A 24,355-nucleotide genomic window follows, 5' to 3' on the forward strand; every position below is an offset into this window, starting at 1 on the left:
TTGAACGGAGCGCCACTCATGGCCTTCACTGATATCTTCATCAAGCGGCCCGTGCTGTCCCTTGTCGTCAGCCTGCTGATCCTGCTGATCGGCTTCCAGGCGGCGACGCATCTTGGAATTCGTCAGTATCCCAAGCTGTCGAACACCGTGGTCACCGTCACGACGTCGTATCCCGGCGCGTCGCCCGATCTGATGCAGGGCTTCATCACCCAGCCGATCGAGCAGGCGGTGGCGTCGGCGGAAGGCGTCGACTACATCACGTCGTCGTCGGTGCAGGGCACCAGCACGATCTCGGTCTACATCAAGCTCAATGTCGATCCGAACTCCGCGCTGACCGAAGTCAGTTCGAAAGTCAGTTCGGTCAGATACCTGATCCCGCGTGAATCGAACGACCCGGTCATCACCAAATCGACCGGCCAGACCACGGCCGTGATGTATCTCGGTTTCGCCAGCGACGAGCTGAGCGGGCCGCAGATTTCGGACTACCTGGCCCGCGTGGTGCAGCCGATCCTTTCGACGGTGGATGGCGTCGCATCGGCGGATATTCTCGGCGCGCAGACGCTGGCAACCCGCATCTGGCTGGACCCGGCGCGTATGGCCGGCCGCAACGTGTCGCCCGACGACATCGCCGCGGCGATCAGGGCGAACAACTTCCAGGCCGCCGCAGGTCAGTCGAAGGGGTACTTCACCGTATCGAACGTGACGACCAATACCGACCTGACCAGCATCGAGCAGTTCAAGCGGATGACGGTGAAGGCCAAGGATGGCGGCTTCGTCAGGCTTGAAGACGTCGCGACGGTCGAACTCGGCGCCCAGAGCACGGACTCGAGCGTTGCGATGAGCGGCCAGCAGGCCATCTTCATCGGCGTCCAGTCGACCCCGCAGGGCAATCCCCTGAACATCGTCAAGGGTGTGCGCGGTCTGTTCCCGGAAATCGAGCGCAATCTGCCGCCGTCGCTGAAAATGCGCGTGGCTTACGATTCAACCAAGTTCATTCAGTCGTCGATCAACGAAGTGCGGGACACCCTGCTCGAAGCGGTGGTGATCGTGGTCGTCGTGATCTTCCTGTTCCTGGCGTCGTTCCGCTCGGTAATCATTCCCGTCGTCACCATTCCGCTGTCGCTGGTCGGCGCCTGCATTCTCATGCTGGCGATGGGCTTTACGCTCAACCTGCTGACGCTGCTGGCGATGGTGCTTGCCATCGGACTCGTGGTCGACGACGCCATTGTCGTGGTCGAAAACATCCATCGGCATCTGGAGGAGGGTAAATCGCCCGTTGAAGCGTCGCTGATCGGCGCGCGCGAAATTGTCGGTCCGGTCATTTCCATGACCATCACGCTGGCCGCGGTGTATGCGCCGATCGGATTCCTCGGCGGTCTGACCGGTGCCCTGTTCCGTGAGTTCGCATTCACGCTGGCAGGCTCGGTGATCATCTCGGGTATCGTCGCGCTGACGCTATCCCCGATGATGTGCTCCGTGCTGCTCAAGGGTGGGCACGATCAGGGCCGTTTCGCCAAGCTGGTCGATCGTGTGTTTACCCGCGTGACCGACTGGTACGGCCGCAAGCTGGATCGCTCGCTCGACTATCGCCCCATTACGGGTCTCTTCGCTCTGACGATTCTGTTTCTGGTTGGCTTCATGTTCGTCAACACCAACAAGGAACTGGCGCCCGAGGAAGACCAGGGCATTCTGTTCTCGGTGACCAAGGCGCCGCAATACGCCAACATCGACTACAGCAAGTTCTACGGCGAGAAGCTCGACAAGGTCTTTGCGGGTTTCCCGGAAACCGATCTGCGTTTCATCATCAACGGCACCAATGGCCCCGCCAACGGTATTGCCGGTATGATCCTGAAGCCATGGGATGAGCGCAAGCGGTCCTCGCTGGCACTGAAGCCCCTGGTGCAGAACGAACTGAGCAAGGTCGAAGGCGTCAATGCGTTTGCCTTCAATCTGCCGGCGCTGCCGGGCGGCCCGGGCGGTCTGCCGATCCAGATGGTCATCAGCAGCACGAGCGGCTTCCAGGCCGTGTTCGAGCAGATGGAAAATCTGAAGAAGGCCGCGCGCGCCAGCGGACTCTTCATCGTGGCGGACAGCGATCTCGCGTTCAACCAGCCGGTGGTCCGCGTGGTTGTCGATCGTTCCAAGGCGAACGACCTCGGCATCAACATGGCTGCGCTGGGCAATACACTGTCGACGCTGCTCGGCGGCAACTACGTCAACCGGTTCAATCTGGAAGGACGTTCGTATCAGGTGATTCCGCAGGTGCCGCGTGACCTTCGCCTGACGCCGGAATCGATCGCCAACTATTACGTCGCGACGAATACCGGCCGGCAGGTGCCGCTCTCGACCGTCGTTACGATCGAGACGATGACGAACCCGAACGCACTGACCCATTTCAACCAGCTCAACTCCGCTACATTCCAGGCCGTGGCGATGCCGGGCGTGACGATGGGCAAGGCGGTGGAGTTCCTCGAGACGCAGGCGAAGCAATTGCCTGCGGGCTTCACGCGCGACTATCTCGCGGACTCGCGTCAGTATGTGCAGGAAGGCAATCAGCTCACCGTGACTTTCATATTTGCGCTCATCATCATCTACCTGGTGCTGGCCGCGCAGTTTGAAAGTCTGCGCGATCCGCTGGTCATCCTGATCTCGGTGCCGATGGCGATTTCGGGTGCATTGATCCCGCTGTTCTTCGGCCTCGCGACCATCAACATCTATACGCAGGTGGGTCTGGTGACGCTGGTCGGCCTGATCAGCAAGCACGGCATCCTGATGGTGGAGTTCGCCAACGAGATGCAGGTCAACGAGGGTGTGGACCGGCGCACCGCCATCGAGCATTCGGCGCGCGTCCGCCTGCGGCCCATCCTGATGACGACCGCGGCGATGGTCGCCGGCCTGCTGCCGCTGCTCACCGCGAGCGGCGCCGGCGCAGCGAGCCGGTTCTCGATCGGCATCGTGGTGGTCGCGGGCATGTCGGTCGGCACGCTGTTTACGCTGTTTGTGCTGCCGGCGGTTTACACCTGGCTCGCGACCGATCACAGGGCGGCGGCGCAGAATCAGCGTGCCAAGGACATCGAGAAATACGAACTCAGTATGACCTGACAGGGTCAATAGGGTTTGGTGTGGCGATTGTACGCCCGGTTCGCCGGAGTGTATGATCGCCACAATGATGTTGACCGTTCGCAATCTCACCAAATCCTATCGGACGTCGGAAGAGCAGCTTGCGGTTTTGCGCGGCGTCGATCTTGCGCTGGCCGCAGGCGAGAGCGTGGCGCTCACCGGTGAGTCCGGCAGCGGCAAGAGCACCCTTCTTCATCTGATTGCAGGCCTCGACAAGGCGGATAGCGGCGAGGTCTGGCTCGACGGCGCGCTGGTGTCCGACCTGTCCGATAGCGACCGCGCCGCCATGCGGCGCGACCGGCTCGGCCTCGTGTTCCAGCAGTTCAACCTGATTCCGAGCCTTCAGGTCGGTGACAATCTCGCGTTTCAGGCGCGCATCGCCGGCCGGCACGATCCGGCATGGCAGGACGAACTTGTGAAGCGGCTTGGCCTGCGTACGCTGCTCGACCGCTATCCCGAGCAATTGTCCGGCGGCCAGCAACAGCGTGTCGCGATCGGACGCGCCCTGGCGATCAAGCCCCTTGTGCTGCTGGCTGACGAGCCGACCGGAAATCTTGACGAAGCTACCGCCGACGATGTGTTGGCGCTGGCGCGCGATCTGGTCGCGCGGACAGGCTGCGGCTTCCTGATGGTGACGCACAGCGAGCGGCTTGCCGCGACGCTCGACCGGCGGGTGCATCTCAGCGCGGGGCGGATCACATGACGCGTCCGTTCTGGATTCTCGTGGGTCTGTTGAGCCACTGGAAACGTCACCGGATGCAGCTTGCCACCTTGCTGGTCGGATTGATCTCCGCCACGGCGCTGTGGAGCGGAGTGCAGGCGCTCAATCAGCAGGCGCGCAACAGCTACGATCGGGCGGCCGCGACGTTCGGCGGCGGCAACACCGCGATGCTGGTCGGGCGCAACAGCCCGGCATTCCCGCAACAACTCTTTGTCGATCTGCGCCGTGCCAACTGGCCGGTGTCGCCTGTTGTCGAAGGCCGCGTACTTATCGGCGGCCGCTCATTCCGGCTGCTCGGGATCGAGCCTCTCTCGCTGCCCGCGGGTGCGGGATCGGCGCCGGAGCTCGGGCAGGCGGACTTGCAGAAATTTATCGCCCCACCGGGGCAAACGCTGGTCGCGCCGGAAACGCTTGCGGACCTGAAGCTGTCCGAGGGCGCATCGCCGCAGATGAGCGGCATCTCGCTGCCGCCACTTGCAGTCCAGGACAGTCTCGCGCCGGGTGTGCTGGTGGTCGACATCGGTGTCGCACAGCGCAGTCTCAAAATGCCGGATCAGATTTCGCGGCTTCTGGTCGGCGACATGCGCAGTAGCAAACGCCCCCCGCTTGAGCAGGTCACCGGCAATAAACTGTTGCTGGTCGAAGCAGGCGCGCCGAGCGACCTCGAACGCCTCACCAGCAGCTTCCATCTCAATCTGACGGCGTTCGGCTTGCTGTCGTTCGTGGTCGGTCTCTTCATCGTTCATTCCGCGATCGGGCTCGCGTTCGAGCAGCGGCTGCCGATGCTGCGCACGATGCGCGCCTGTGGCGTCTCGGCGCGGGCGCTGACCATTGTGCTCATCACCGAACTGGTGTCGCTTGCGCTGCTGTCCGGCGTTATCGGACTGATCTGCGGGTATGTCGTCGCGGCGTTTCTGCTGCCGGATGTCGCGGTCAGTTTGCGCGGACTTTATGGCGCGCAAATTCCCGGACATCTGTCGCTGCAGCCAAGCTGGTGGCTGTCGGGCCTCGGCATGAGCGTGCTCGGTGCGCTGCTTGCGGCAGCGGCGGGGCTCTATCGTGTTTATCGTCTGCCGGTTCTCGCCGCGGCGCAGCCTTATGCCTGGCAACAGGCGCAGCACCGATGGCTGATGCGGCAGGGCGCAATGGCCGTGGCAGTCGCTTTCGTCGCTGCAGCCTGTCTTTATTTCGGTGACTCGCTCACGTCGGGATTTCTGGTGCTTGCGGGGATGCTGCTCTCGGCGGCGCTGGTGCTGCCGGTGTTGCTTGGCGCGGTGCTGAGTTTCGGTCAGCGCGGCACCGTTCAGCCTGTCGTGAAATGGTTCTGGGCCGACAGCCGGCAGCAACTGCCCGGACTGTCCCTGGCGCTGATGGCTTTGCTGCTTGCGCTCGCGGTGAACGTCGGCGTCGGCACCATGGTGCAGAGCTTCTCGCGAACGTTTACCACCTGGCTCGATGACCGGCTTGCGGCGGAGGTCTATCTGAACGCAAACAATGACGCGCAGGCTGCAGAGATCGTAACGTGGCTGCGGCAGCGGCCCGAGGTTGAGGCGATCCTCCCAGCCTGGCGTACCGATGTGACGCTGGACACGCTGCCGGTCGAGGTTCTTGGCTTCGCCGATCATGCCACCTATCGCGAACGCTGGCCATTGCTGGAGTCAGTGCCGGGCGTTTGGGACAAGGTGCGGGCAGGCAAGGGCCTGCTGGTCAGCGAACAACTCGCGCGGCGGCTGAAGGCCGGTCTCGGCGATCACATCGTGCTTCCGGCGGTGACAGGACAATGGTCTGTCGCGATTGCGGGGATTTATCCCGACTATGGCAACCCGAAGGGGCAGATCGGCATCGACATCGATGCGCTCGCCACGCACTGGCCGGACATTGCGCGGACGCGGTTCGGCCTGCGCGTGATGCCGGCAAACGTGCCTGAACTCGTCGGTGTCATGCGCGCAAAATTCGGTCTCGATACCAGCCGCCTGCTGGATCAGGCGACACTCAAGGCCGAGTCGACGCGCATCTTCAACCGCACATTCTCGGTCACGACCGCGCTGAACGCATTCACCCTCGGTGTGGCCGGCGTGGCGCTGCTGACCAGCCTGCTGACGCTGAGCAACAGCCGGCTTCCTCAGTTGGCGCCGCTGTGGGCGCTCGGGCTGACGCGGCGGCGGCTCGCAGCGATCGAACTTTTGAAAACCATGTCGGTCGCGTTCATCACGGCGCTGCTGGCGCTGCCGCTCGGTTTGCTGGTGGCGTGGTGTCTGGTGGCGGTGGTGAACGTCAAGGCGTTCGGATGGCGATTGCCGTTCCATGTCTTTCCGGCGCAACTGGCGCAACTGCTTGTCATCGCCATGCTGGCCGCACTGCTTGCGACGTGCTTGCCGATCCTGCGTCTGATGCGCCTGCAACCTGCAACTCTTGCGAAGATATTCGCCAATGAGCGCTGATCTCCGCACCAGCCGCCGGGCATTCCTCGGCGGCGGCCTGTTCACCACCCTTGGTGGCTCGCTCGCGCGTGCGCAGGGGTTTGCAGGACTGGGCGGTGAGAGCGAAGGCTTTGCAGCCGTCGTGCCCGGCAAGGTGCTGGAGTTTCCGCGCGAACACGGTCCGCATCCGGATTACCGGATCGAGTGGTGGTATCTCACGGCGAATCTGAAGGACACAAACGGCGCGCAGTGGGGCGCGCAATGGACACTGTTCCGGCAGGCAACGGCGCCGGGCGCACAGCGAGATGGCTGGGCCAATCAGCAGATCTGGATGGGTCACGCGGCGATCACCAGCGCGGAAGTCCACCGCTACACCGAGAAATTCGCGCGTGGCGGCGTTGGGCAGGCGGGCGCCGACGCATCGCCGTTTCATGCCTGGATCGATTCCTGGGAGATGCGCGGGCTCGATGGTTTCAACGCGCGGACTGTTGCGCCGCTCGCCGTCTCGGCATCCGGTGCGGATTTCAGTTACGCCCTGAATCTGGCGGCGGATCGTCCGCTGGTGCTGCAAGGCGAGGGCGGCTACAGCAAGAAATCAGAGCGCGGTCAGGCCTCGTATTATTTCAGCCAGCCATATTTCACTGTATCCGGCGCAATCACACTTGGCGGGAAACAGATCGCCGTCACCGGCGGCGCGTGGATGGACCGTGAATGGAGCAGTCAGCCGCTGGCGTCCGATCAGACCGGCTGGGACTGGTTCTCGCTGCATCTCAATTCAGGCGAGAAAGTCATGCTGTTTCGTCTGCGTCAGAAAGACGGACGGAACTACTTCGCCGGCAACTGGATTGAACACGATGGACGGTCGGTGCCGCTGGCGCCGGATTCGATCATCATGACACCGGCCGGATTTACCACCATCGAGAGCCGCAAGCTGCCGACGTCATGGACTGTTGCGATCGCGGATCGCGGGCTGAAGATCGAGAGCGTGCCGCTCAATGCCAAAAGCTGGATGGGAACGCGCTTCGCCTATTGGGAAGGCCCGATCAATTTCAAAGGCAGCCATGCAGGTATCGGCTATCTTGAAATGACGGGTTACTGAGAAAGAACACAGAATGAAGCAGAAGCCATTCGGCCAAACGGGACAGCAAACCTCAGTCATCGGCCAGGGCACCTGGTACATCGATCAAGGTGACCGCAAATCGGCGGTGACGGCGCTGCGCTGCGGCCTCGATCTTGGCATGACCCATATCGACACCGCAGAGATGTACGGCGATGCCGAACTTGTGGTCGCGGAGGCGATCGACGGCCGGCGCGACGAGGTGTTTCTGGTCTCAAAAGTGCTGCCCAGCAATGCTTCGCGCAAGGGGACGATCCAGGCGTGCGACCGTTCGCTGAAGCGGCTCAAGACCGACCGTCTGGATTGCTATCTGCTGCATTGGCGCGGATCGTATCCGCTGGAAGACACGGTCGCTGCCTTCGAAGAACTGGTCAGTGCGGGAAAGATCGGCTCATGGGGTGTCAGCAATTTCGATGCGGGCGACCTTGCGGAGCTGGCCGATGTCGCGGGCGAGGGACGTATCGCCTGCAATCAGGTGCTCCATCATCTGAACGAACGCGCCATCGAACATTCGGTGATCCCGTGGTGCGAGGCGCATGGCGTGGCCGTGGTGGCGTATTCGCCGTTCGGACACGATGATTTTCCGGCTCCGCAGTCGGCCGGCGGCACGGTCCTGCAACAGATCGCTGCAAGGTGCAATGCAACGCCGCGTCAGGTGGCGCTGAGTTTCCTGACGCGGCAGCCGCCGATGTTCGCGATCCCCAAGGCATCGTCGTCAAGCCATGCGGCCGAGAATGCCGGCGCGGGGAGCATCACTTTGACGGAAAGCGATATCGCGGCGCTCGACAAGGCGTTTCCCCTGGGTCGTGAACCGCGCAGCCTGCCGATGCTCTAATGCTCTAGATCACTGCCGCGACGCCCTGCCAGAGCAGCAGTAGCGAGATGATGAACAGCAGCACATAGGCGATGTTGTAGAACAGTCCGGTCGGCGTCTTGCGGACCAGCCAGATGCCCGCGAAATTCGCGAGAACCGCAATCGGCAGCAGCAACAGCGACGTCGCGAAGTTCTTCGTGGTGAACTGGTCGAGCATGAAATAGGGGCCGATCTTCAGGACATTGACGACCGCGAAGAAGATCGTGGTCGTGCCCACCAGCGTCAGCTTCGGCAGACGCTGGGGCAGAACGTGCACCTGAAACGGCGGGCCGCCGCCCTGGGTCATGAATGAGGTGAACCCCGAAACCCCGCCCCAGAAAACGCCGCTGACCGCCGTTGCCGGATGCGGTTCGATCCGGCCGCGGCGCAGCCAGGTGTTGGCAACAAAGGCGAGCCCGATGAGGCCGATGATGATGCGGACAAGGGCGTCGGACAAATGTGAGGCCAGCAACCAGCCGAGCGCCATGCCGGCGATCGCGCCGGGCAGCATGACTTTCAGATTCCATCCATCCCAATCGCGCCGGTAGACGTAAATCGAGATCACGTCCTGCGTGATCAAAATCGGCAGGATCAGCGCAGCGGCTTCCAGCGGCGGAAGATAAAGAGCCAGCAGCGGCGTCGACGCGATGCCAAGCCCCGAGAAACCGCCTTTGGCCAGCCCCAGCAGGATCACCGCCGGAACCGCCACGAAATAGAACAACGGCTCGGTGATGATGGTATGCACGTCATGATTCCGTCAGATAGCTTTCACTTAGGCCTCAAAAAGCCCGTCCAGATCAACTGCTATCGCCGCGCAGAAATGCAGGACGCCCTTGTGGGTTTGCCATGGCGACAATACATCTCGGCCATGCCCCGCTATTTCTTCAACACCCGTATTGGCGAGACGCTTATTCCGGACCCCGAGGGCGAGGAGTTGCGCGACCCGGATCACGCCTGGGAGGTCGCGCGTGCGACCATCCGGCAGATCCTTCAGGAAGAGGGCAAGGAACCGAGCCTGCTGTCGGCGTCACTCGAAGTCACCGACGAAGCCGGCGAAATCGTGCTTGAGTTTCCGTTCAGCGAAGCGCTTGAGATTCCGGACGAGCCACAGTCGCGGCACTGATACCGCGCTGGGACGCCGCAGGGTCGTCTTCGCCCTGCGCCAGCTTGGCGGCAACATCGGCGACCAGCTCAGCCGCTAGTGTGTCCGGTGAAGCCAACCAGCTTGCCGCGAATGTCAGCGTCGGCACATGCAGATCGGTGGACAGGAGACGAAGCTGGCCTTCCGCCAGTTCACGCTCGACGATCGCTGTCGGGATCACTGCGACTCCCAGACCATCGGTCGCCATGCGGATCACTGTTCCCAGTGAGGCGCTGGCGTGCAGCCGTGTGTGCGGCAGATCGGGCCGATTGAACAAGGATCTTACGATTTCATATGGCTGCGTCTTGCGTGCGAATGTGATGATCGCGAACTGCGCCAGATCATGCACCGTCAGCACGCGGTCGCCGAGACCAAGCATGGGGCTGGCGACAAACGAAATCGGATAATCGCACAGCACGCGGTTGCGCACGTTCGAGAACGACAACGGCCCGAGACAAAGGGCGAGATCGATCTCCTGCGCCAGCAGCCGCGCGCGAAGATTCGGCGTGATGTCGACTTCGACTTCGAGCGACAGATTTGGATGTGTGCTTGCGACGCGTTCGATCAGTTGCGGCAACCAGGTGTGAACGATCGTCTCGGAAACGCCGAGACGCAGGATGCCGCGCATCGCGGATCGATCCATCACCGCGGCCAGCATCTCGGAGCGCAGCGCGATCAGCTTCTCGGCATACTGCATCATCTGCCGTCCGCTCGGCGTCGGCATCACGGTGCGGCTGTCGCGCTGCAGAAGCTTCACGCCAATCTCACTTTCAAGCTGGGCGATGCGCTGAGAGATTGCTGGCTGGGTGGTGTTGAGCTTTCGCGCTGCGCCGCCGAAGCTTCCAAGCGTCACCACCCAGAGAAACGTCTCGATTGACTTGAAATCGATCATGCCCGTTTATCTCGCTACCTATTAGTTCAGCTTATCGTTTCTTATAAGAAAACACGACTAGACTTTATCGAACGGCAATGATCCACTCTTTTCTGCGAGAAATGGAGTGGTCTTATGCTTTCGGCAGCCCAGCAGACGTCTCCAACCGGTCAGCGCTCGGGCGCTGATCTCCCGAGCCGGGACGCGCGGCTGGCCTATCGGTCCGGCAAGGTGGGGGTGACGGCCGGCGTTGCGCCGGGCTTCGTTCAGGGCAATCTCGCCGTCCTCCCGGAAAAACTCGCTTCGTCGTTCCACCGGTTCTGCCAGCTCAATCCCAAGCCATGCCCGATCATCGGTATGTCCGAAATCGGCGATCCCCGCATTCCGGCGCTCGGCGTCGATCTTGATCTGCGCACCGATCTGCCGCGTTACCGGATCTGGCGCGACGGGAAGCTGGTTGAAGAGCCGACTGACATCATGGCGCACTGGCGCGACGATCTCGTCGCCTTCGTTCTCGGCTGCTCGTTTTCGTTCGAGGAAGCGCTGATCGCCGACGGGCTGAAAATCCGCCACATCGAGGAGAAGCGGAACGTCCCGATGTATCGCACCAACGTTCCCTGCGCCTCCGCGGGTCCGTTCGCGGGACAACTGGTCGTCTCGATGCGGCCGTTCAAGCCTGCGGAAGCGATCCGCGCGATTCAGATCACCACGCGTTTCCCGGCTGTGCACGGTGCGCCGGTGCATTTCGACAAGCCGGAGATGATCGGCATCAAGGATATTTCCAAGCCTGACTATGGCGACGCAGTGAGCATTCAGCCCGACGAGGTGCCGGTATTTTGGGCGTGCGGAGTGACGCCGCAATCGGTCATTCTGCAATCGCGGCCTGACTTCGCGATCACTCATGCACCGGGCCATATGCTGGTGACGGACGTCCGCAATTCGGAATTTTCGATTCAGTGAAATTTGCCCAACCAGCCACAAAGTCTTTGCCTGAAATAAGGCGTCGTCACACACAGGAGTAATGTCGATGAATCGTCGCGAAGTATTGTTGTCCGGTGTTGCCCTGTCTCTGGCCGGTACCGTCGGAACGCGCGCCTTCGCACAGGGCGGGGAAATCCTGATCGGCTGCATCTGGCCGCTGACGGGGCCGACGGCGCAGATCGGTGCCGATGCGCGCCACGCCCTGGAAACCGCAGTGGACATCGTCAACGGATCGCACGATCTCGACCTGCCAACGGCGAAGAATGCGGGCCTTGCCGGCCTCGACAACGCCAAGATCAAGCTTGTTTTCGCCGACCATCAGGGGGATCCGCAGAAGGGCCGCGCCGAGGCCGAGCGCCTGATCACCCAGGACAAAGTGGTTGCCATCTGCGGCGCGTTCCATTCATCGGTGTCGGCGACGGTCAGCGCATCCTGCGAGCGCTACGGCATTCCCTATCTGGCGGCCGACTCGTCGTCGCCCAGCCTGCATCGCCGCGGCCTCAAGTTTTTCTTCCGGGCTGCCGCGCATGACGAGATGTTCTCGCTTGCGATGTTCCAGTTCATGGATGCGCTGAAGAAGAAGGGCAAGAAGATCGACAGCGTGGGGTTGTTCTACGAGGATACCATCTTCGGAACCGACTCCTCGAACGTGCAGCGCAAGCTCGCCGCCGACCGTGGCTACAAGGTCGCCGTCGATATCAAGTATCGCGCTTCTTCGCCGTCGCTGACCGCCGAGGTGCAACAGATCAAGAGCGCCAATCCGGACGTGCTGCTGCCGTCGAGCTACACCACCGATACGATCCTCCTGATGAAGACCATGGACGAACTCGGCTACAAGCCGAACAACATTCTCGCGCAGGCGGCGGGCTTCTCGGACAAGGCGACCTTCGACGCGGTGGGCGACAAGCTCAACGGCATGATTTCGCGCGCCAGCTTCTCGCTCGACCTTGCGGCCAAGCGCCCGTCGGTCGGCAAGGTCAACGACATGTTCAAGGCGCGCGCCAATCGCGATCTCAACGACAATACCTCGCGGCAGTTGACCGCAATTCTTGTTCTGGCCGACGCCATCGATCGTGCAAAGTCCACCGACGGCGAAAAGATCCGCGCGGCGCTGGCTGCCACCGATACGCCCGGCGAGAAGACGATCATGCCGTGGAAGCGCATCAAGTTCACCGCCGAAGGCCAGAACGACGATGCCGATCCGGTGCTGCTGCAATATCTCGGCGGCAAGTTCGTCACCGTGTTTCCGGAACAGGCCGCGATCGCTGAGCCGAAATGGCCGATGAACGGCTAAGGTGCGACAAGGCGCTGGCTTCATGCCGGCGCCTTTTTCATGAATGCTGCGACCGTAGTTCCCGGCGGCGGGGCCGCCTTGCACCTTTCCCGTGATGGATTGCTTCCGGTGACAACACAGGCCTTTCTTCAGGTAATCGCGAGCGGCCTTCTGATGGGGCTGATCTACGCGTTGATTGCGGTCGGCCTGTCGCTGATCTTCGGTCTGATGGACGTGGTCAACTTCGCCCACGGCGAATTCCTGATGCTCGCGATGTACGCGACCTTCGGGCTGGTTTTCATGACGGCACTCGATCCCGTCGTGCTGGCGCCATTGGTGGTGGCGCTGATGTTCGTGCTGGGTGTGTCGGTCTATGCCGGCATCATTCGCTATGCGATGCGCGCCAAAGCCAATCCCGGCATGGTGCAGATTTTCGCGACCTTCGGTCTAGCGCTGCTGATCCAGGGCCTGGCGCAGTATTTCTTCACGCCGGACTATCGCAACATCGCCAACACCTGGCTCGGCGGAAAGACCCTCAACGTGGGCGGTGTGTTTCTGCCGTGGCCGCAGATTTTCGGCGGGGCGGTCTCACTGGCGGTGTTCGCCGGACTGTACTGGCTGATTACCCGCACCGACTTTGGCAAGGCGCTGGAAGCGACGCGCGAGGACCAGGGGGCGGTGGCACTGGTCGGCATCGATCGCAACCGCGTGTTTGCGCTTGGCTGGGGGCTTGGCGCCGCGCTGGTCGGAATTGCGGGCGCGGTGCTGGCGATCTTTTATTACATCCATCCGCAGGTGGGCGGCACCTTTGCGCTGATCGCTTATGTCACCGTTGCGCTTGGCGGCTTCGGAAGTATCTTCGGCGCGCTGGTCGCGGGCGTGATCGTCGGGCTGGTCGAGGCGCTGACGACTCTGATCCTGCCGGCATCGCTGAAGTCGGTCGGCGTCTATTCACTCTATCTGCTGGTTCTGTTCGTCAGGCCGAGCGGCCTGTTCGGGAGGCTGTGATGACCCAGAACACCATCACGACATCCTCAATGTCCTCGTTCATCGGTGGCCGGCGGCGGCAGCTTCTGACAGCGCTCGCCGTGTTTGTGGTCATCGCGCTGGTGCCGCGTCTGGTCACCGACGTTTATATGATGAATGTGCTGATCCTGACGCTCCTGTTCGCAGCGCTGTCGCAGAGCTGGAACCTGCTCGGTGGTTATTGCGGACAGGTGTCGCTGGGACACGCGTTGTATTTCGGGATCGGCGCTTACGCGACCAGCATCCTCTATGTGAAGTTCGGCATCACGCCATGGGGCGGACTTCTCGCGGGCGGGATCATCGCCGCGCTGATCGCGCTGGCGCTCGGCTATCCGTGCTTCCGGCTCAAGGGGCACTATTTCTCGATCGCGACCATCGTCATCGCCGAAATTGGCCTCCTGCTGTTTCATAACTGGGACTATGCCGGCGCCGCGCTCGGCATCCAGTGGCCATTCACTCCGGACTCATGGTGGACGTTGCAGTTCGCGCGCGACAAGGCGCCTTACTTCTATTTCGCGCTCGCACTGTTCGCGGTCACCTGGCTGGTGACATTCGCCATCGTCGAGTCGAAGTGGGGTTACTGGTGGCGCGCCGTGAAAGACAACGCGGAGGCGGCGGAAAGCCTCGGCGTTACGATCTTCCACTCCAAGATGGCAGCCGCCGCGATCTCGGCATTTTTTACCGCAGTCGGCGGCGGCTTCTATGCCGCGTTCGTATCCTATATCGATCCGGACAGCGTGATGCATTTCCGTTTCTCGCTGCTCATGGCGCTGCCTGCCGTGCTCGGCGGTGTCGGATCGCTGTGGGGGCCGGCGATCGGCGCGCTGATTCTGATTCCGCTGGCCGAGCTGACGCGCTCCTATCTTGGCGGTTCGGGCTCCGGTCTTGACCTCGTGATCTATGGCGGGCTGGTCATGATCGTGTCGCTCACGCGGCCTGAGGGCATTCTCAGCATCATCAAGCCTGCAAAGCGCGAGGCGACAGCATGACCGAAAAGCCGCTTGTCACTTGCCGTAGCGTGACACGCCGCTTCGACGGATTGGTGGCCAATGATTCCATCGATCTCGATGTCAGGCGCGGCGAAATCCTCGGGCTGATCGGTCCGAACGGCGCAGGCAAGTCGACGCTGTTCAACCTGATCGCGGGGGCGTTTCCGGTGTCCTTCGGCGTGATCGAATTTGACGGGCGGGACATTACACCGCTGCCTGCGGCCGACCGCTGCGATCTCGGCATTGCGCGCACCTATCAGGTGCCGCGCTCGTTCGATTCCATGTCGGTGGTCGAGAATGTCACTGTCGGCGCGTTTGTGCGCTATCCGGGCGTGTTGCAGGCCCGCGCCAAGGCGCTCGATGTCCTGGACTACGTTGGCCTTGCCGCGCATGCCGACGCGTCCGCAGGAGACCTGACCCCGCCGCAGAAGCGTCGGCTTGAAGTCGCGCGTGCGCTGGCGACTGAACCGAAGCTGTTGCTGCTCGATGAAGTGCTGACCGGTCTCACGCCCAGCGAAGCTGCGGCAGGCGTCGACCTGATACGCAAGGTACGGGACACCGGGGTCACCGTCGTGATGGTCGAGCACGTCATGGAGGTTGTGATGCCGCTGGTGGACCGCGCCGTGGTGCTGCATCTCGGCAAGGTGCTGGCGGAGGGATTGCCGAAAGAAGTCGTGCGCGACGAGAAGGTGATCGCGGCCTATCTGGGGGATCGTCACCGTGTTGCTTGATGTCGCGAACCTCACCACGGCTTATCGCGGGCTGATCGCGATCTCCGACATCTCGATCAACGTCGATTCCGGCGAGATCGTCACCGTCGCGGGGGCGAACGGCGCGGGTAAATCAACCTTGCTGAAATCCATCGCCGGGATGGAAAAGCCGAAGTCAGGATCGGTGAATTTCGTCGGTGAACGGATCGATACCATTCCGGCGCATCTGATCACCGCGCGGGGACTGGCCTTCGTGCCGGAGAACAAACGGCTGTTTCCGCGCCTCAGCGTCGCCGACAATCTGCGGCTCGGCAGCTATCTGCATCGCGGCAGCCCGGATCGCGACAGTCCGCTCGAGTTTGTGTTCAAGCTGTTTCCGCGTCTCGAAGAGCGGCTGTCGCAGCGAGCGGCGACGCTGTCCGGCGGCGAGCAGCAGATGCTGGCGATTGCCCGTGCGCTGATGACGCGGCCGCGCCTCTTGATGCTCGATGAGCCGTCGCAGGGCATCATGCCGAAACTGGTCGATGAGATTTTCCAGGCGGTGCAGCAGATCCGCAATAACGGCGTCACCGTTCTGCTGGTCGAGCAGCGGTTGTCGGAGAGTCTTGAAATCTCCGACCGCGCCTATGTGCTGCAAACCGGCAAGGTGGTGATGAGCGGCCCCGCGGCCGACATCAAGTCCAATCCGGAAGTGCGGCGCATCTATCTAGGCATGTGACGCGATCAGCGCCTTGAGCACATCGTCAGGCCGCTCCGCCGTCATCATGTGACCTGCGCGGGGCAGCACGACCGGGTTCGATCCCGCAATAGCGGCAGCGAGTTGCTTGCCCGATTTGAGCGGCGTCATCATATCGCGCTCTCCGAGAATGAGCGTGGTGGGGGCGGTGACCTTTGCGGCTGCCTCTATCGCGGTCTTGTAATCGTTGCAGGCCGCAAGATCGTTGTGAAGCACGCCGGGCGCATCGCGCTCCAGCACGCGCATGCCGCCGCCAAGCATCCACAGGCCCGGAGCCTGCGAGCCGCCGAGGCCCGCGGCGAATCCGAAACCCCAGATCGAGACCATGTCGATGGCGTCGTGGTTGTTGTCCTTCGCCGCGTTGAGCAGGTCAGGGGAGACCGGCATCGCTCCGCCGACCCCGATCAGCGAGAGAGAGGAGACCTTGTCCGGGTAGCGTGCCGCGGCATCGAGCGCGATCAGCGAGCCCATCGAATGACCGACAAGACCGGCCTTCTTCGCACCGGCCGCTTCGATCAGCTTGATTGTCCAGTCCGCCATTCCGCCGATAGACGAAATGAGGTGTCCCTCGGAGCGTCCATGTCCCGGAAGATCCGGCGCCAGCACGCTGTAACCATGATGGGAAAACCACCGGCTGAACAGCGCCCACATCGAATGATCGAAACCGGCGCCGTGCAGGAAAACCACCAGCGGCAGTTCCGGATTGAAAGGCTTGCCGCCCGTTGTCGCGAAAACCTTGGCGCCGTCCACCGTCAGAATCATGTCTCAAGCTTTCTGCGAAAAGCGAAGCGCCTGGCCGAGATCGCCAATGATGTCCTCGGCGGCTTCGATGCCGATGGACAGGCGGATCAGTTCTTCGCCGATGCCCGCGACTTTCAACTGTTCGGCGTTCATCTGCTGATGCGTGGTGCTGGCGGGATGAATGACCAGCGTCTTGGCGTCGCCGACGTTTGCCAGATGGCTGGCGAGTTTCAGCGCTTCGATGAACTTGCGGCCGGCGTCGCGCCCGCCCTTGATGCCGAAGGTGATGATCGAGCCCGCACCGCGCGGCAGCAGTTTTTTGGCAAGCTCATGATCAGGATGATTGTCGAGCGAGGGATGCAGCACCCACTCGACTGCTTTGTTCGATTTCAGGAATTTCAGAACGGCGACGGCATTCTCCACATGGCGCTGCATACGGACGTGAAGGGTCTCGACGCCTTGCAAAATCTGGAACGCGTTGGTCGGCGACAGGCACGCGCCGAAATCGCGCAAACCTTCGGCGCGGGCGCGCATGATGAACGCCTGCGGTCCGAATTCCTCGCTGAAGACAATGCCGTGATAGCCGGCATAGGGCGTCGTCAGGGTCGGGAACTTGCCGGACTTCTCCCAGTCGAAGTGTCCGCCGTCGACGATCACGCCGCCGATGGCGATGCCGTGACCACCGATCCACTTGGTGATCGAGTTCATCACAATGTCTGCGCCAAGCTCGATCGGGCGGGAGAGGTAAGGCGTCGCGAATGTATTGTCGATCAGCAGCGGAATGCCGGCATCGTGCGCGATCTTCGCGACGGCGGGAATGTCCAGCACTTCGAGGCCGGGATTGCCGATGGTCTCGCCGATCACAAGCTTGGTGTTCGGCTTGATCGCGGCCTTGATGCCGTCGAGGTCGCGTGGCTTGACGAAGGTCGTGGTAATGCCGAAGCGCGGCAACGTATGGGTCAACAGGTTGATCGTTCCGCCATAGAGCGATGCGGATGCGACGATATGATCGCCGGCGTTGAGAAGCGTGGCGATGGCCAGATGTAGCGCCGCCATGCCGCTGGCGGTGCAGACCGCGCCGACGCCGTTTTCAAGCGCCGCGAGCCGTTCCTCCAGCACCGCAATGGTCGGATTCGAGATGCGTGTGTAGATGTGGCCCGCGCGCTCCAGATTGAACAGCGCCGCGGCGTGGTCGGCATCCTGAAAGACGTAGGATGTCGTCTGATAGATCGGCACGGCGCGGGAGCCGGTGACGGGGTCTGGATGCTGGCCCGCATGCAGGCTGAGCGTGTCGAACGCAGGAGGTTTGGGCGCTGCCATTTATCTTCTCTGGTTGCCGGGTGCCGTATCTTTCACGCAGAGCCGTTGATTGCAAGGCCGCTCCGGAATCACTTGCCCGGCCGCGGATCGATCGGGGTGATGGCGCCAAGCCCGAGAATGGTTTCGAGCAGCTTTCCGCCAGCAAGTGCGCGAGCCTCGCCGCGCGGCGGCGCGACGATCTGCAATCCCACCGGCAGATTCTCGCGGGTGAACCCGCAGGGAATCGAAAGACCCGGGCAGCAGGCAATCGTGATGGCGGACACAATGGCGAGCCAGCCGACATAGTTGTCGAACTTTACGCCGTTGCATTCGGCGAGATAGCGCTGCTCGACCGGGAATGGTGCGACGATGGTGGTCGGACAGAGCAGCAGGTCGTAAGTCTCGAAGAAGGCGATGGCGCGATTCATCAGGGTGACACGCTGTGCTTCTGCCCGCTCGATGTCGCCAAGAGTGAGTTTTAGACCCTCCTCGATGTTCCAGATCACTTCCGGCTTCAACTGGTCGCGATGCGACTTGAGCAATTTGCCTTTGGTCAGCACATAGTCATAGGCGCGCAGCACATGGGCGCATTCCACAGCTTCCCTGAAATCAGGATGCGCTTCTTCGACGATCACGCCAGCTTCTGCAAAGCGGTGCGCGGCCTTTCGCGTGTTCTCGGCGACCTCCGGGTCAACAGGCGAGATGCCGAGTGTGGCGGAGTAGGCGATGCGTTTCGGTTTCGCGCCCGAACGTGCGGCAGAGAGAAAGGAGGTCGGCAAGCGTGGCAATGACAACGCGTCGCCGATGTGTTCGCCGGACATGGCATCCAGCAGCAGCGCCAGATCTTCGACATTGCGGGCCATCGGCCCGTCGGCGCTGAGCGTGCGATCGACTTTTGCCGCTTGCGAATGCGCAACCCGGCCGATGCTGGGACGCATGCCGACCACGCCGCAGAAGCTGGCGGGATTGCGCAGCGAGCCGCCGACGTCGGTGCCGTGCGCCAGCCATGCCGTGCCGCTGGCGAGCGCGGCCGCCGCGCCGCCCGACGAGCCGGACGCCGAGCGGGAGAGATTCCACGGGTTTCGCGTCGCGCCGAACACTTCATTGAAGGTTTGGGCACCGGCGCCGAATTCCGGTGTGTTGGATTTGGCGTAAACGATCGCGCCGTTGGTCTCGAGATTTTCGACCACGATGTTGGATTTGCTGGCGACGACGTCCTTGAAGATCGGCGAGCCTTGGGTGGTCCGCACACCCGCGACGTCGGTCAGGTCCTTGATCGGGACGGGCATACCGGCGAGCAGGCCGCGTTCGGCGACCGGCTTTTTCATCAGTTCGTCGGCGTGGTCGCGGGCGCGATCGAAGCAGAGAATGGGGAGGGCATTGACCTCGCCGTCTACTTTCCGAATTCTGGTTTCCAGCGCGTCGAGCAGGTCGTGGGGTGTAATCTCGTTCTTGCGCAGCCGCTCGACGATATCGCAGGCCGTTGCCTGCACGAGTTCTTCACTGGATCCCACGAAATTGCCTCCCGTTTGTTGGCTGCTTTGATGCCAATATAACGGGAGGCGTCTGAATGGCGAGGCGAAATTAAACGGATTCCGCCTCGCCTGATCAGATCACGTCAGCGCGGAACGCAGATCAGCGCTTGACGCTGGAGGCTTCGCCGTCCTGAACCTCACCGAACAATTCCCAGCGCTCGCCCTTGAAGCGCATCAGTTGCAATTGCTCGATGGGGGCAAAATCGGCCTCGCCGGTCTTGATCAGGACGCCCGGCAGCAAGCCGCCTTGCTGGATTCCGCCGATGCTGGCCGCCTGCTTCATGACGTTCTCGCGGGTAAGATTGTCGCCGCATTGCTTCAGCACAACGGCCATGGTCTGCGCCATGTTATAGCCGGTGAGGGCCGAACTGTCCGCGACGTTGGCTTCGGGGACATACTTGGCGAGGAACGCCTTGTATTCCTTCATGCCGGGATCGTTGTCCCACTGCGGATCTGACGTATCCTTGGCGTAGGCGGCGGAAATCACGCCCTGCGCGTTATCGAATCCGGCAGGCTTCATCACCGTGGCGGTCGAAGCGCTGACGTTGGAAATGATCATCACCGGCTTCCAGGCAAGCTCGCCGACCTTCTTGATGGTCTGCGCGCCGAATTTCGGCGTGGTGAAGATCAGCAGGACATCAGGATTCAGGGTCTTGAGTTTCACGATGTGCGAATCGATCGTCGGCTCGGATAGTTCGTAGCTTTCCTCGGCGATGATCATGGACTTCTTGTCGCCAAGGCCGTCCTGGACGCCCTTGAGGTAATCCTTGCCGAAGTCGTCGTTCTGATAGAGCACGGCGACCTTTGCGTTCGGCTTCTCCTTCAGGAGATACTTCGCGTAAATGCGCGCTTCGCTCTGGTAGCTTGGCAGCCAGCCCATGGTCCACGGGAACGATTTCGGATCGTTCCATTTGGTCGCGCCGGTGGCGAGAAACAGGTGCGGCGTCTTCTTTGCGTTCATGTATTTGTGGATCGCCGAGTTCGACGGCGTTCCGAGCGCACCGAACACCAGCAGCACTTCGTCGCTTTCGACCAGCTTGCGCGTTTGCTCGACAGCCTTGGGCGGGCTGTAGGCGTCGTCATAGGAAATGAATTTGACCTTGCGGCCATTAATACCGCCGTCATCATTGACCTTCTTGAAGTAGCCTTCCATCGCCTTGCCAACGACGCCGTAAGCCGAGGCCGGGCCGCTATAAGGAATGATGTTGCCGATCTTGATTTCCGTATCGGTCGCGCCGGTATCGTATTTTTTCTGCGCCATGGCGCTTCCGGTCGCGGCAACCAGAAATCCTGCGGTAACAACAGCGCATAGCGGTTTCGTCAAACGCATTCGGTGTCTCCCTGTTTCTATTATTTTTGTAGACGCGGCGGAGCTTAAGCGCGCTTCGCCTTGTCCTTTTCGTTTTGCGCCATGATGGCGTCACGTGCGGCTTTCCAGTCCGCATCACTCCAGTCGCGCAACTGGTAGAAGTTGCCGCCCATGGCCAGCGCCTGGGCGCCGTCCATCGCGATGGTCTCGCCGTTGATCCAGTCGCAGCCCCCGGAAATCAGAAAAGTCGCGAGGTTTTGCAGTTCTTCCATGGAGCCGACACGGCCCATCGGATTCATGGCGATGGTCCGCGCGCCGGCTTCATCGCCGGGCTTGATGCGCTTGCTCATACCTTCGGTCGGGATTTCGCCCGGAGCGATGGTGTTGAGACGAATGCCATAGCGGCCCCATTCGGCGGCAAGCGACATGGTCATGGCGTGGATCGCGGACTTGCTCATGGCCGAGGGAACCACATAGGGGCTGCCGTTGCGCACCCATGTCACTGTAATCGACACGACATTGCCGCGGTGACCGCCAGCGATCCAGCGCTTGCCCACCGCATGGGTGACATAGAATGTTCCGTGCATCACGATATTGGCGACCGCGTCGAAACCGCGCGGCGTCAGATCCTGCGTGCGCGAGATGAAATTGCCGGCGGCATTGTTGATCAGGTCGGTGAGGGGGCCGTCCTTGAACGCCTCCTCGATCATCGCGTCGACGGCGGCGGCGTCGCGGATATCGACGCCATGGGCCGTAACCTTGCCGCCATGCAGTTTCATCAGTTCGGCGGCGGTTTCCTCGCAGACGCCCTTGCGGCGACCGCAAATGTGGATTTCAGCGCCAAGGCTGAGGAATTTGGCCGCCATGGCCTTGCCGAGACCCGTGCCGCCGCCGGTCACCAGAATCTTGCGGCCCGCAAGAAGACGATCTGTGAACATGGTGCAATCCTGCCCTGAATGATATTGTTTGATTAGTTAGTTGATTAATTAAAACAGGGTGGGCTAACCCTGTAAAGAGAAGAGATCAAAAACTGAGGGAGAACGCCATGACAGCCACCAGCGAGCGCATCACGGTTTCGATGTCGGAGGGGGTTGCCGATGTCCGGCTGGTCCGTGCCGACAAGATGAATGCACTGGACGCTGCGATGTTCAATGCGTTGGTGGACACGGCTGAGCAGTTCAGGACCGAAAAAGATCTGCGTGCTGTGGTGCTGTCCGGCGAGGGCCGTGCGTTCTGCGCCGGCCTCGATATGGGGCGTTTTGCCGCAATGAACGACGGCACCAGCGATCTGCGCGATCTTGCCAAGCGGACGCACGGTCTGGCCAATCACTCGCAGCAGGCGGTGTGGGGCTGGCGGCAGCTGCCCGTGCCGGTGATCGCGGCCGTGCATGGCGTTGCATTCGGTGGCGGTTTCCAGTTGGCGATCGGCGCAGATATGCGTTTCCTCGCGCCTGACACGCGAATGTCTGTGACGGAAATCAAATGGGGTCTGGTGCCTGATATGGCGGGAACGCCGATCCTCGCCCGTCTCGTGCGCGACGACATCCTGCGCGACCTTGCCTTCACCGGCCGGATTTTCTCCGCGCAAGAGGCAATGAGTTATGGCCTTGCGACGCGGATTTGCGACGACCCGCGCACGGAGGCTCTGGCGGCCGCGCGCGAGATCGCCGGCAAAAATCCGGACGCCATTCGCGGCATCAAGCGGATGCTCAATGGTCTTGGCGGCGATCCCGGTCCGGCATTGCTGGCGGAATCCGTTGAGCAGATGAAGGTGATGGGAACGCCTAACCAGATCGAGGCGGTACGCGCCAATATCGAGAAGCGCGCGCCGAAATTTGCCGATGGCTCGAACTGAACGGACGCGGCATGTCAGCGCCGGCGTTAGCGACGGGGATAGTCAGCGGCGATCGCCGCAAGTCCCGTGATGAGGTCAATGAGCGCGCCCGCCTGATCGCGGGCGGGCTTGAGCGGCTCGGCATCAGGCAAGGCGACAGCGTCGGCATCCTGATGCGGAATGATATCGCGTTCCTTGAAGCGGCTTATGCGGTGATGACGCTCGGGGCGTATGCCGTACCGATCAACTGGCACTTCAAAGCGGACGAGATCGCTTATGTCATGGGCGATTCCGGTGCGGGCGTTCTGATCGGTCACAGCGATCTGTTGCATGGGCTCGATGGCGTGGTTCCTGCGGGTGTCACGATGCTCAGCGTGCCGCCGCCGCCGGAAATCGTTGCCACCTACCGGATCGATCCTGCGTTGCGTGCATCGGCGCGCGGAGCGGTCGGTTTCGATACGTGGCTCGCGCAGCAAACGCCTTACGACGGTCCCGCGCTGCCCCAGCCGCAGAACATGATCTACACGTCCGGCACCACCGGGCATCCCAAGGGCGTGAAGCGCCATGCGCCGACGCCAGAGCAGAGCGCATCGATGGAAGCGATGCGCGCGCTGATCTATGGACTGAAGCCGGGCGTGCGCGCCTTGCTGCCCGGGCCGCTGTATCATTCGGCGCCGAACGCGTTCGGCCTGCGCGCCGGGCGGCTCGGTGATGTGACGATCCTGATGCCGCGCTTCGAGGCCGAGGAGTTTCTGCGGATCATCGACCAGCAGAAGATCGACAACGTCTTCATGGTGCCGACGATGTTCACCCGGCTTCTGAAGCTGCCCGAGCAGGTCCGCAAATCCTATGACGTCTCGTCGCTGCGCCACGTCATCCATGCAGCAGCGCCATGCCCCGCGGACGTCAAACGGGCGATGATTGAATGGTTCGGTCCGGTGATCTACGAATTCTACGGCAGCACCGAATCCGGCGCGGTGACGTTCGCGAGTTCGGAAGATGCGTTGAAGAAGCCCGGTACTGTGGGCAGGATTTCCCCCGGCGCTGAATTGCGCTTCCTCGGCGAGGATGGCCGGATTCTGCCGCAGGGCGAGATCGGCGAGATCTACTCACGCATCGCTACGAATCCGGACTTCACCTATCACAACCGGCCCGAGAAGCGGTCCGAGATCGAGCGCGACGGTTTCATCACCAGCGGCGATGTTGGCTATATCGACGCCGACGGCTATGTTTTTATCTGTGACCGCAAGCGCGATATGGTGATTTCCGGCGGCGTCAACATCTATCCCGCGGAAATCGAAGCGGTGCTGCACGGAATTCCCGGCGTTCACGACTGTGCCGTGTTCGGCATTCCCGATGACGAATTCGGCGAGGCGCTGATGGCGGTGGTCGAGCCGCAACCGGGTGCGACGCTCGACGTCGCGGCGATCCGTGAGCAACTCAAGGTTTCGCTGGCGGGTTACAAGGTGCCCAAGCACATCGAAGTTCAGGCCAGCCTGCCGCGCGAGGACTCCGGCAAGATCTTCAAACGGCGGCTACGCGATCCGTATTGGGAGCGGGCGGGGCGCAAAATCTAGGCCGTTTCAGGCGGGTCTTGGGCGGCGTGAAGAAAACACGACAAAATCAAAAGCCGGGCGCAAAATCGTTGCGCGGAATGCACCCGACATGAGCATTCCGGC

At 61.9% G+C, this 24,355-nt stretch carries 21 protein-coding genes; 14 read left to right on the forward strand and 7 right to left on the reverse strand.

Translation table 11 applies throughout. From position 1 onward, the window contains the following. Nucleotides 1-18: 18 nt before the first annotated feature. The 5 genes from ACP7AL_RS18140 (at nt 19) to ACP7AL_RS18160 (ending at nt 8,213) form a co-directional block, all read left to right on the forward strand. Nucleotides 19-3,102 carry a MexW/MexI family multidrug efflux RND transporter permease subunit gene (locus ACP7AL_RS18140; protein ID WP_425993355.1) on the forward strand — a complete coding sequence of 1,028 codons (3,084 nt, stop codon included), beginning with the start codon at nt 19-21 and terminating at the stop codon, nt 3,100-3,102. A 67-nt stretch (nt 3,103-3,169) separates the two neighbouring features. Beyond that, entirely contained in the window at nt 3,170-3,823 is a 654-nt protein-coding gene (locus tag ACP7AL_RS18145; RefSeq protein WP_425993594.1) for an ABC transporter ATP-binding protein, read from the forward strand. Continuing rightward, entirely contained in the window at nt 3,820-6,282 is a 2,463-nt protein-coding gene (locus tag ACP7AL_RS18150) for an FtsX-like permease family protein (RefSeq protein ID WP_425993356.1), read from the forward strand. Before ACP7AL_RS18145 ends, ACP7AL_RS18150 begins: the two co-directional genes overlap by 4 nt. Further along, a complete protein-coding gene (locus ACP7AL_RS18155) occupies nt 6,272-7,360 on the forward strand; it encodes a lipocalin-like domain-containing protein (RefSeq protein ID WP_425993357.1) in 1,089 nt (362 codons plus the stop codon). The genes ACP7AL_RS18150 and ACP7AL_RS18155 overlap by 11 nt, the downstream gene beginning before the upstream one ends. 13 nt (nt 7,361-7,373) lie before the next feature. Continuing rightward, nucleotides 7,374-8,213, forward strand: coding sequence for an aldo/keto reductase (locus ACP7AL_RS18160; RefSeq protein ID WP_425993358.1), 840 nt, complete (start codon nt 7,374-7,376; stop codon nt 8,211-8,213). Nucleotides 8,214-8,217: 4 nt separating this feature from the next. Here ACP7AL_RS18160 and ACP7AL_RS18165 read toward each other — a convergent pair whose 3' ends face one another. Further along, nucleotides 8,218-8,976 carry a sulfite exporter TauE/SafE family protein gene (locus tag ACP7AL_RS18165; protein ID WP_425993359.1) on the reverse strand — a complete coding sequence of 253 codons (759 nt, stop codon included), beginning with the start codon at nt 8,974-8,976 and terminating at the stop codon, nt 8,218-8,220. A gap of 123 nt (nt 8,977-9,099) precedes the next feature. Here ACP7AL_RS18165 and ACP7AL_RS18170 point away from each other — a divergent pair, with 123 nt between their 5' ends. Further along, complete coding sequence (locus ACP7AL_RS18170) at nt 9,100-9,354, forward strand: DUF6894 family protein (protein ID WP_425993595.1); 255 nt, start codon at nt 9,100-9,102, stop codon at nt 9,352-9,354. Here ACP7AL_RS18170 and ACP7AL_RS18175 read toward each other — a convergent pair. Beyond that, entirely contained in the window at nt 9,308-10,264 is a 957-nt protein-coding gene (locus ACP7AL_RS18175; protein WP_425993360.1) for a LysR family transcriptional regulator, read from the reverse strand. The genes ACP7AL_RS18170 and ACP7AL_RS18175 overlap by 47 nt on opposite strands. A 114-nt stretch (nt 10,265-10,378) precedes the next feature. Between ACP7AL_RS18175 and ACP7AL_RS18180 the strand changes: the two genes are divergently transcribed. From ACP7AL_RS18180 to ACP7AL_RS18205, 6 genes are all read left to right on the forward strand, one after another. Beyond that, entirely contained in the window at nt 10,379-11,203 is an 825-nt protein-coding gene (locus tag ACP7AL_RS18180) for a putative hydro-lyase (RefSeq protein ID WP_425993361.1), read from the forward strand. 61 nt (nt 11,204-11,264) lie between these two features. Further along, nucleotides 11,265-12,518, forward strand: coding sequence for an ABC transporter substrate-binding protein (locus tag ACP7AL_RS18185; RefSeq protein WP_425993362.1), 1,254 nt, complete (start codon nt 11,265-11,267; stop codon nt 12,516-12,518). 108 nt (nt 12,519-12,626) lie between these two features. Further along, on the forward strand, nt 12,627-13,505 hold the full coding sequence (locus tag ACP7AL_RS18190; RefSeq protein WP_024920640.1) for a branched-chain amino acid ABC transporter permease: 879 nt from the start codon (nt 12,627-12,629) through the stop codon (nt 13,503-13,505). Then, on the forward strand, nt 13,505-14,512 hold the full coding sequence (locus tag ACP7AL_RS18195; RefSeq protein WP_425993363.1) for a branched-chain amino acid ABC transporter permease: 1,008 nt from the start codon (nt 13,505-13,507) through the stop codon (nt 14,510-14,512). Before ACP7AL_RS18190 ends, ACP7AL_RS18195 begins: the two co-directional genes overlap by 1 nt. Then, complete coding sequence (locus tag ACP7AL_RS18200; protein WP_006019687.1) at nt 14,509-15,243, forward strand: ABC transporter ATP-binding protein; 735 nt, start codon at nt 14,509-14,511, stop codon at nt 15,241-15,243. The genes ACP7AL_RS18195 and ACP7AL_RS18200 overlap by 4 nt, the downstream gene beginning before the upstream one ends. Further along, nucleotides 15,233-15,940, forward strand: a complete 708-nt coding sequence (locus tag ACP7AL_RS18205) for an ABC transporter ATP-binding protein (RefSeq protein WP_006019688.1) — start codon at nt 15,233-15,235, stop codon at nt 15,938-15,940. Before ACP7AL_RS18200 ends, ACP7AL_RS18205 begins: the two co-directional genes overlap by 11 nt. Here ACP7AL_RS18205 and ACP7AL_RS18210 read toward each other — a convergent pair. The 5 genes from ACP7AL_RS18210 to ACP7AL_RS18230 form a co-directional block, all read right to left on the reverse strand. Beyond that, on the reverse strand, nt 15,929-16,720 hold the full coding sequence (locus tag ACP7AL_RS18210) for an alpha/beta fold hydrolase (protein ID WP_425993364.1): 792 nt from the start codon (nt 16,718-16,720) through the stop codon (nt 15,929-15,931). The genes ACP7AL_RS18205 and ACP7AL_RS18210 overlap by 12 nt on opposite strands. A 3-nt stretch (nt 16,721-16,723) precedes the next feature. Further along, a complete protein-coding gene (locus ACP7AL_RS18215; protein WP_425993365.1) occupies nt 16,724-18,019 on the reverse strand; it encodes an O-acetylhomoserine aminocarboxypropyltransferase in 1,296 nt (431 codons plus the stop codon). Nucleotides 18,020-18,087: 68 nt separating this feature from the next. Then, entirely contained in the window at nt 18,088-19,512 is a 1,425-nt protein-coding gene (locus tag ACP7AL_RS18220) for an amidase (RefSeq protein ID WP_425993366.1), read from the reverse strand. A gap of 121 nt (nt 19,513-19,633) precedes the next feature. Further along, a complete protein-coding gene (locus tag ACP7AL_RS18225; protein WP_006019692.1) occupies nt 19,634-20,863 on the reverse strand; it encodes an ABC transporter substrate-binding protein in 1,230 nt (409 codons plus the stop codon). 44 nt (nt 20,864-20,907) lie between these two features. Beyond that, nucleotides 20,908-21,780, reverse strand: coding sequence for an SDR family oxidoreductase (locus ACP7AL_RS18230; RefSeq protein ID WP_006019693.1), 873 nt, complete (start codon nt 21,778-21,780; stop codon nt 20,908-20,910). A gap of 107 nt (nt 21,781-21,887) precedes the next feature. Between ACP7AL_RS18230 and ACP7AL_RS18235 the strand changes: the two genes are divergently transcribed. Then, complete coding sequence (locus ACP7AL_RS18235) at nt 21,888-22,697, forward strand: crotonase/enoyl-CoA hydratase family protein (protein ID WP_425993367.1); 810 nt, start codon at nt 21,888-21,890, stop codon at nt 22,695-22,697. Nucleotides 22,698-22,708: 11 nt separating this feature from the next. Then, entirely contained in the window at nt 22,709-24,253 is a 1,545-nt protein-coding gene (locus ACP7AL_RS18240; protein ID WP_425993368.1) for an acyl-CoA synthetase, read from the forward strand. Nucleotides 24,254-24,355 lie beyond the last annotated feature (102 nt).

Origin of the sequence: Afipia sp. DC4300-2b1 (genome assembly GCF_049895725.1) — a bacterium.
Taxonomy (GTDB): Bacteria; Pseudomonadota; Alphaproteobacteria; order Rhizobiales; family Xanthobacteraceae; genus Afipia; species Afipia broomeae.

Excerpts from the sequence above, each read along its gene's own strand:
- ACP7AL_RS18215 (WP_425993365.1), bottom strand. The coding sequence starts at position 18,019 with ATGGCAGCGCCCAAACCTCCTGCGTTCGACACGCTCAGCCTGCATGCG.
- ACP7AL_RS18150 (WP_425993356.1), top strand. The coding sequence starts at position 3,820 with ATGACGCGTCCGTTCTGGATTCTCGTGGGTCTGTTGAGCCACTGGAAA.
- ACP7AL_RS18175 (WP_425993360.1), bottom strand. The coding sequence starts at position 10,264 with ATGATCGATTTCAAGTCAATCGAGACGTTTCTCTGGGTGGTGACGCTT.
- ACP7AL_RS18225 (WP_006019692.1), bottom strand. The coding sequence starts at position 20,863 with ATGCGTTTGACGAAACCGCTATGCGCTGTTGTTACCGCAGGATTTCTG.
- ACP7AL_RS18195 (WP_425993363.1), top strand. The coding sequence starts at position 13,505 with ATGACCCAGAACACCATCACGACATCCTCAATGTCCTCGTTCATCGGT.
- ACP7AL_RS18145 (WP_425993594.1), top strand. The coding sequence starts at position 3,170 with ATGTTGACCGTTCGCAATCTCACCAAATCCTATCGGACGTCGGAAGAG.
- ACP7AL_RS18230 (WP_006019693.1), bottom strand. The coding sequence starts at position 21,780 with ATGTTCACAGATCGTCTTCTTGCGGGCCGCAAGATTCTGGTGACCGGC.
- ACP7AL_RS18185 (WP_425993362.1), top strand. The coding sequence starts at position 11,265 with ATGTCGATGAATCGTCGCGAAGTATTGTTGTCCGGTGTTGCCCTGTCT.
- ACP7AL_RS18160 (WP_425993358.1), top strand. The coding sequence starts at position 7,374 with ATGAAGCAGAAGCCATTCGGCCAAACGGGACAGCAAACCTCAGTCATC.
- ACP7AL_RS18240 (WP_425993368.1), top strand. The coding sequence starts at position 22,709 with ATGTCAGCGCCGGCGTTAGCGACGGGGATAGTCAGCGGCGATCGCCGC.
- ACP7AL_RS18200 (WP_006019687.1), top strand. The coding sequence starts at position 14,509 with ATGACCGAAAAGCCGCTTGTCACTTGCCGTAGCGTGACACGCCGCTTC.
- ACP7AL_RS18235 (WP_425993367.1), top strand. The coding sequence starts at position 21,888 with ATGACAGCCACCAGCGAGCGCATCACGGTTTCGATGTCGGAGGGGGTT.
- ACP7AL_RS18140 (WP_425993355.1), top strand. The coding sequence starts at position 19 with ATGGCCTTCACTGATATCTTCATCAAGCGGCCCGTGCTGTCCCTTGTC.
- ACP7AL_RS18170 (WP_425993595.1), top strand. The coding sequence starts at position 9,100 with ATGCCCCGCTATTTCTTCAACACCCGTATTGGCGAGACGCTTATTCCG.
- ACP7AL_RS18180 (WP_425993361.1), top strand. The coding sequence starts at position 10,379 with ATGCTTTCGGCAGCCCAGCAGACGTCTCCAACCGGTCAGCGCTCGGGC.
- ACP7AL_RS18210 (WP_425993364.1), bottom strand. The coding sequence starts at position 16,720 with ATGATTCTGACGGTGGACGGCGCCAAGGTTTTCGCGACAACGGGCGGC.
- ACP7AL_RS18155 (WP_425993357.1), top strand. The coding sequence starts at position 6,272 with ATGAGCGCTGATCTCCGCACCAGCCGCCGGGCATTCCTCGGCGGCGGC.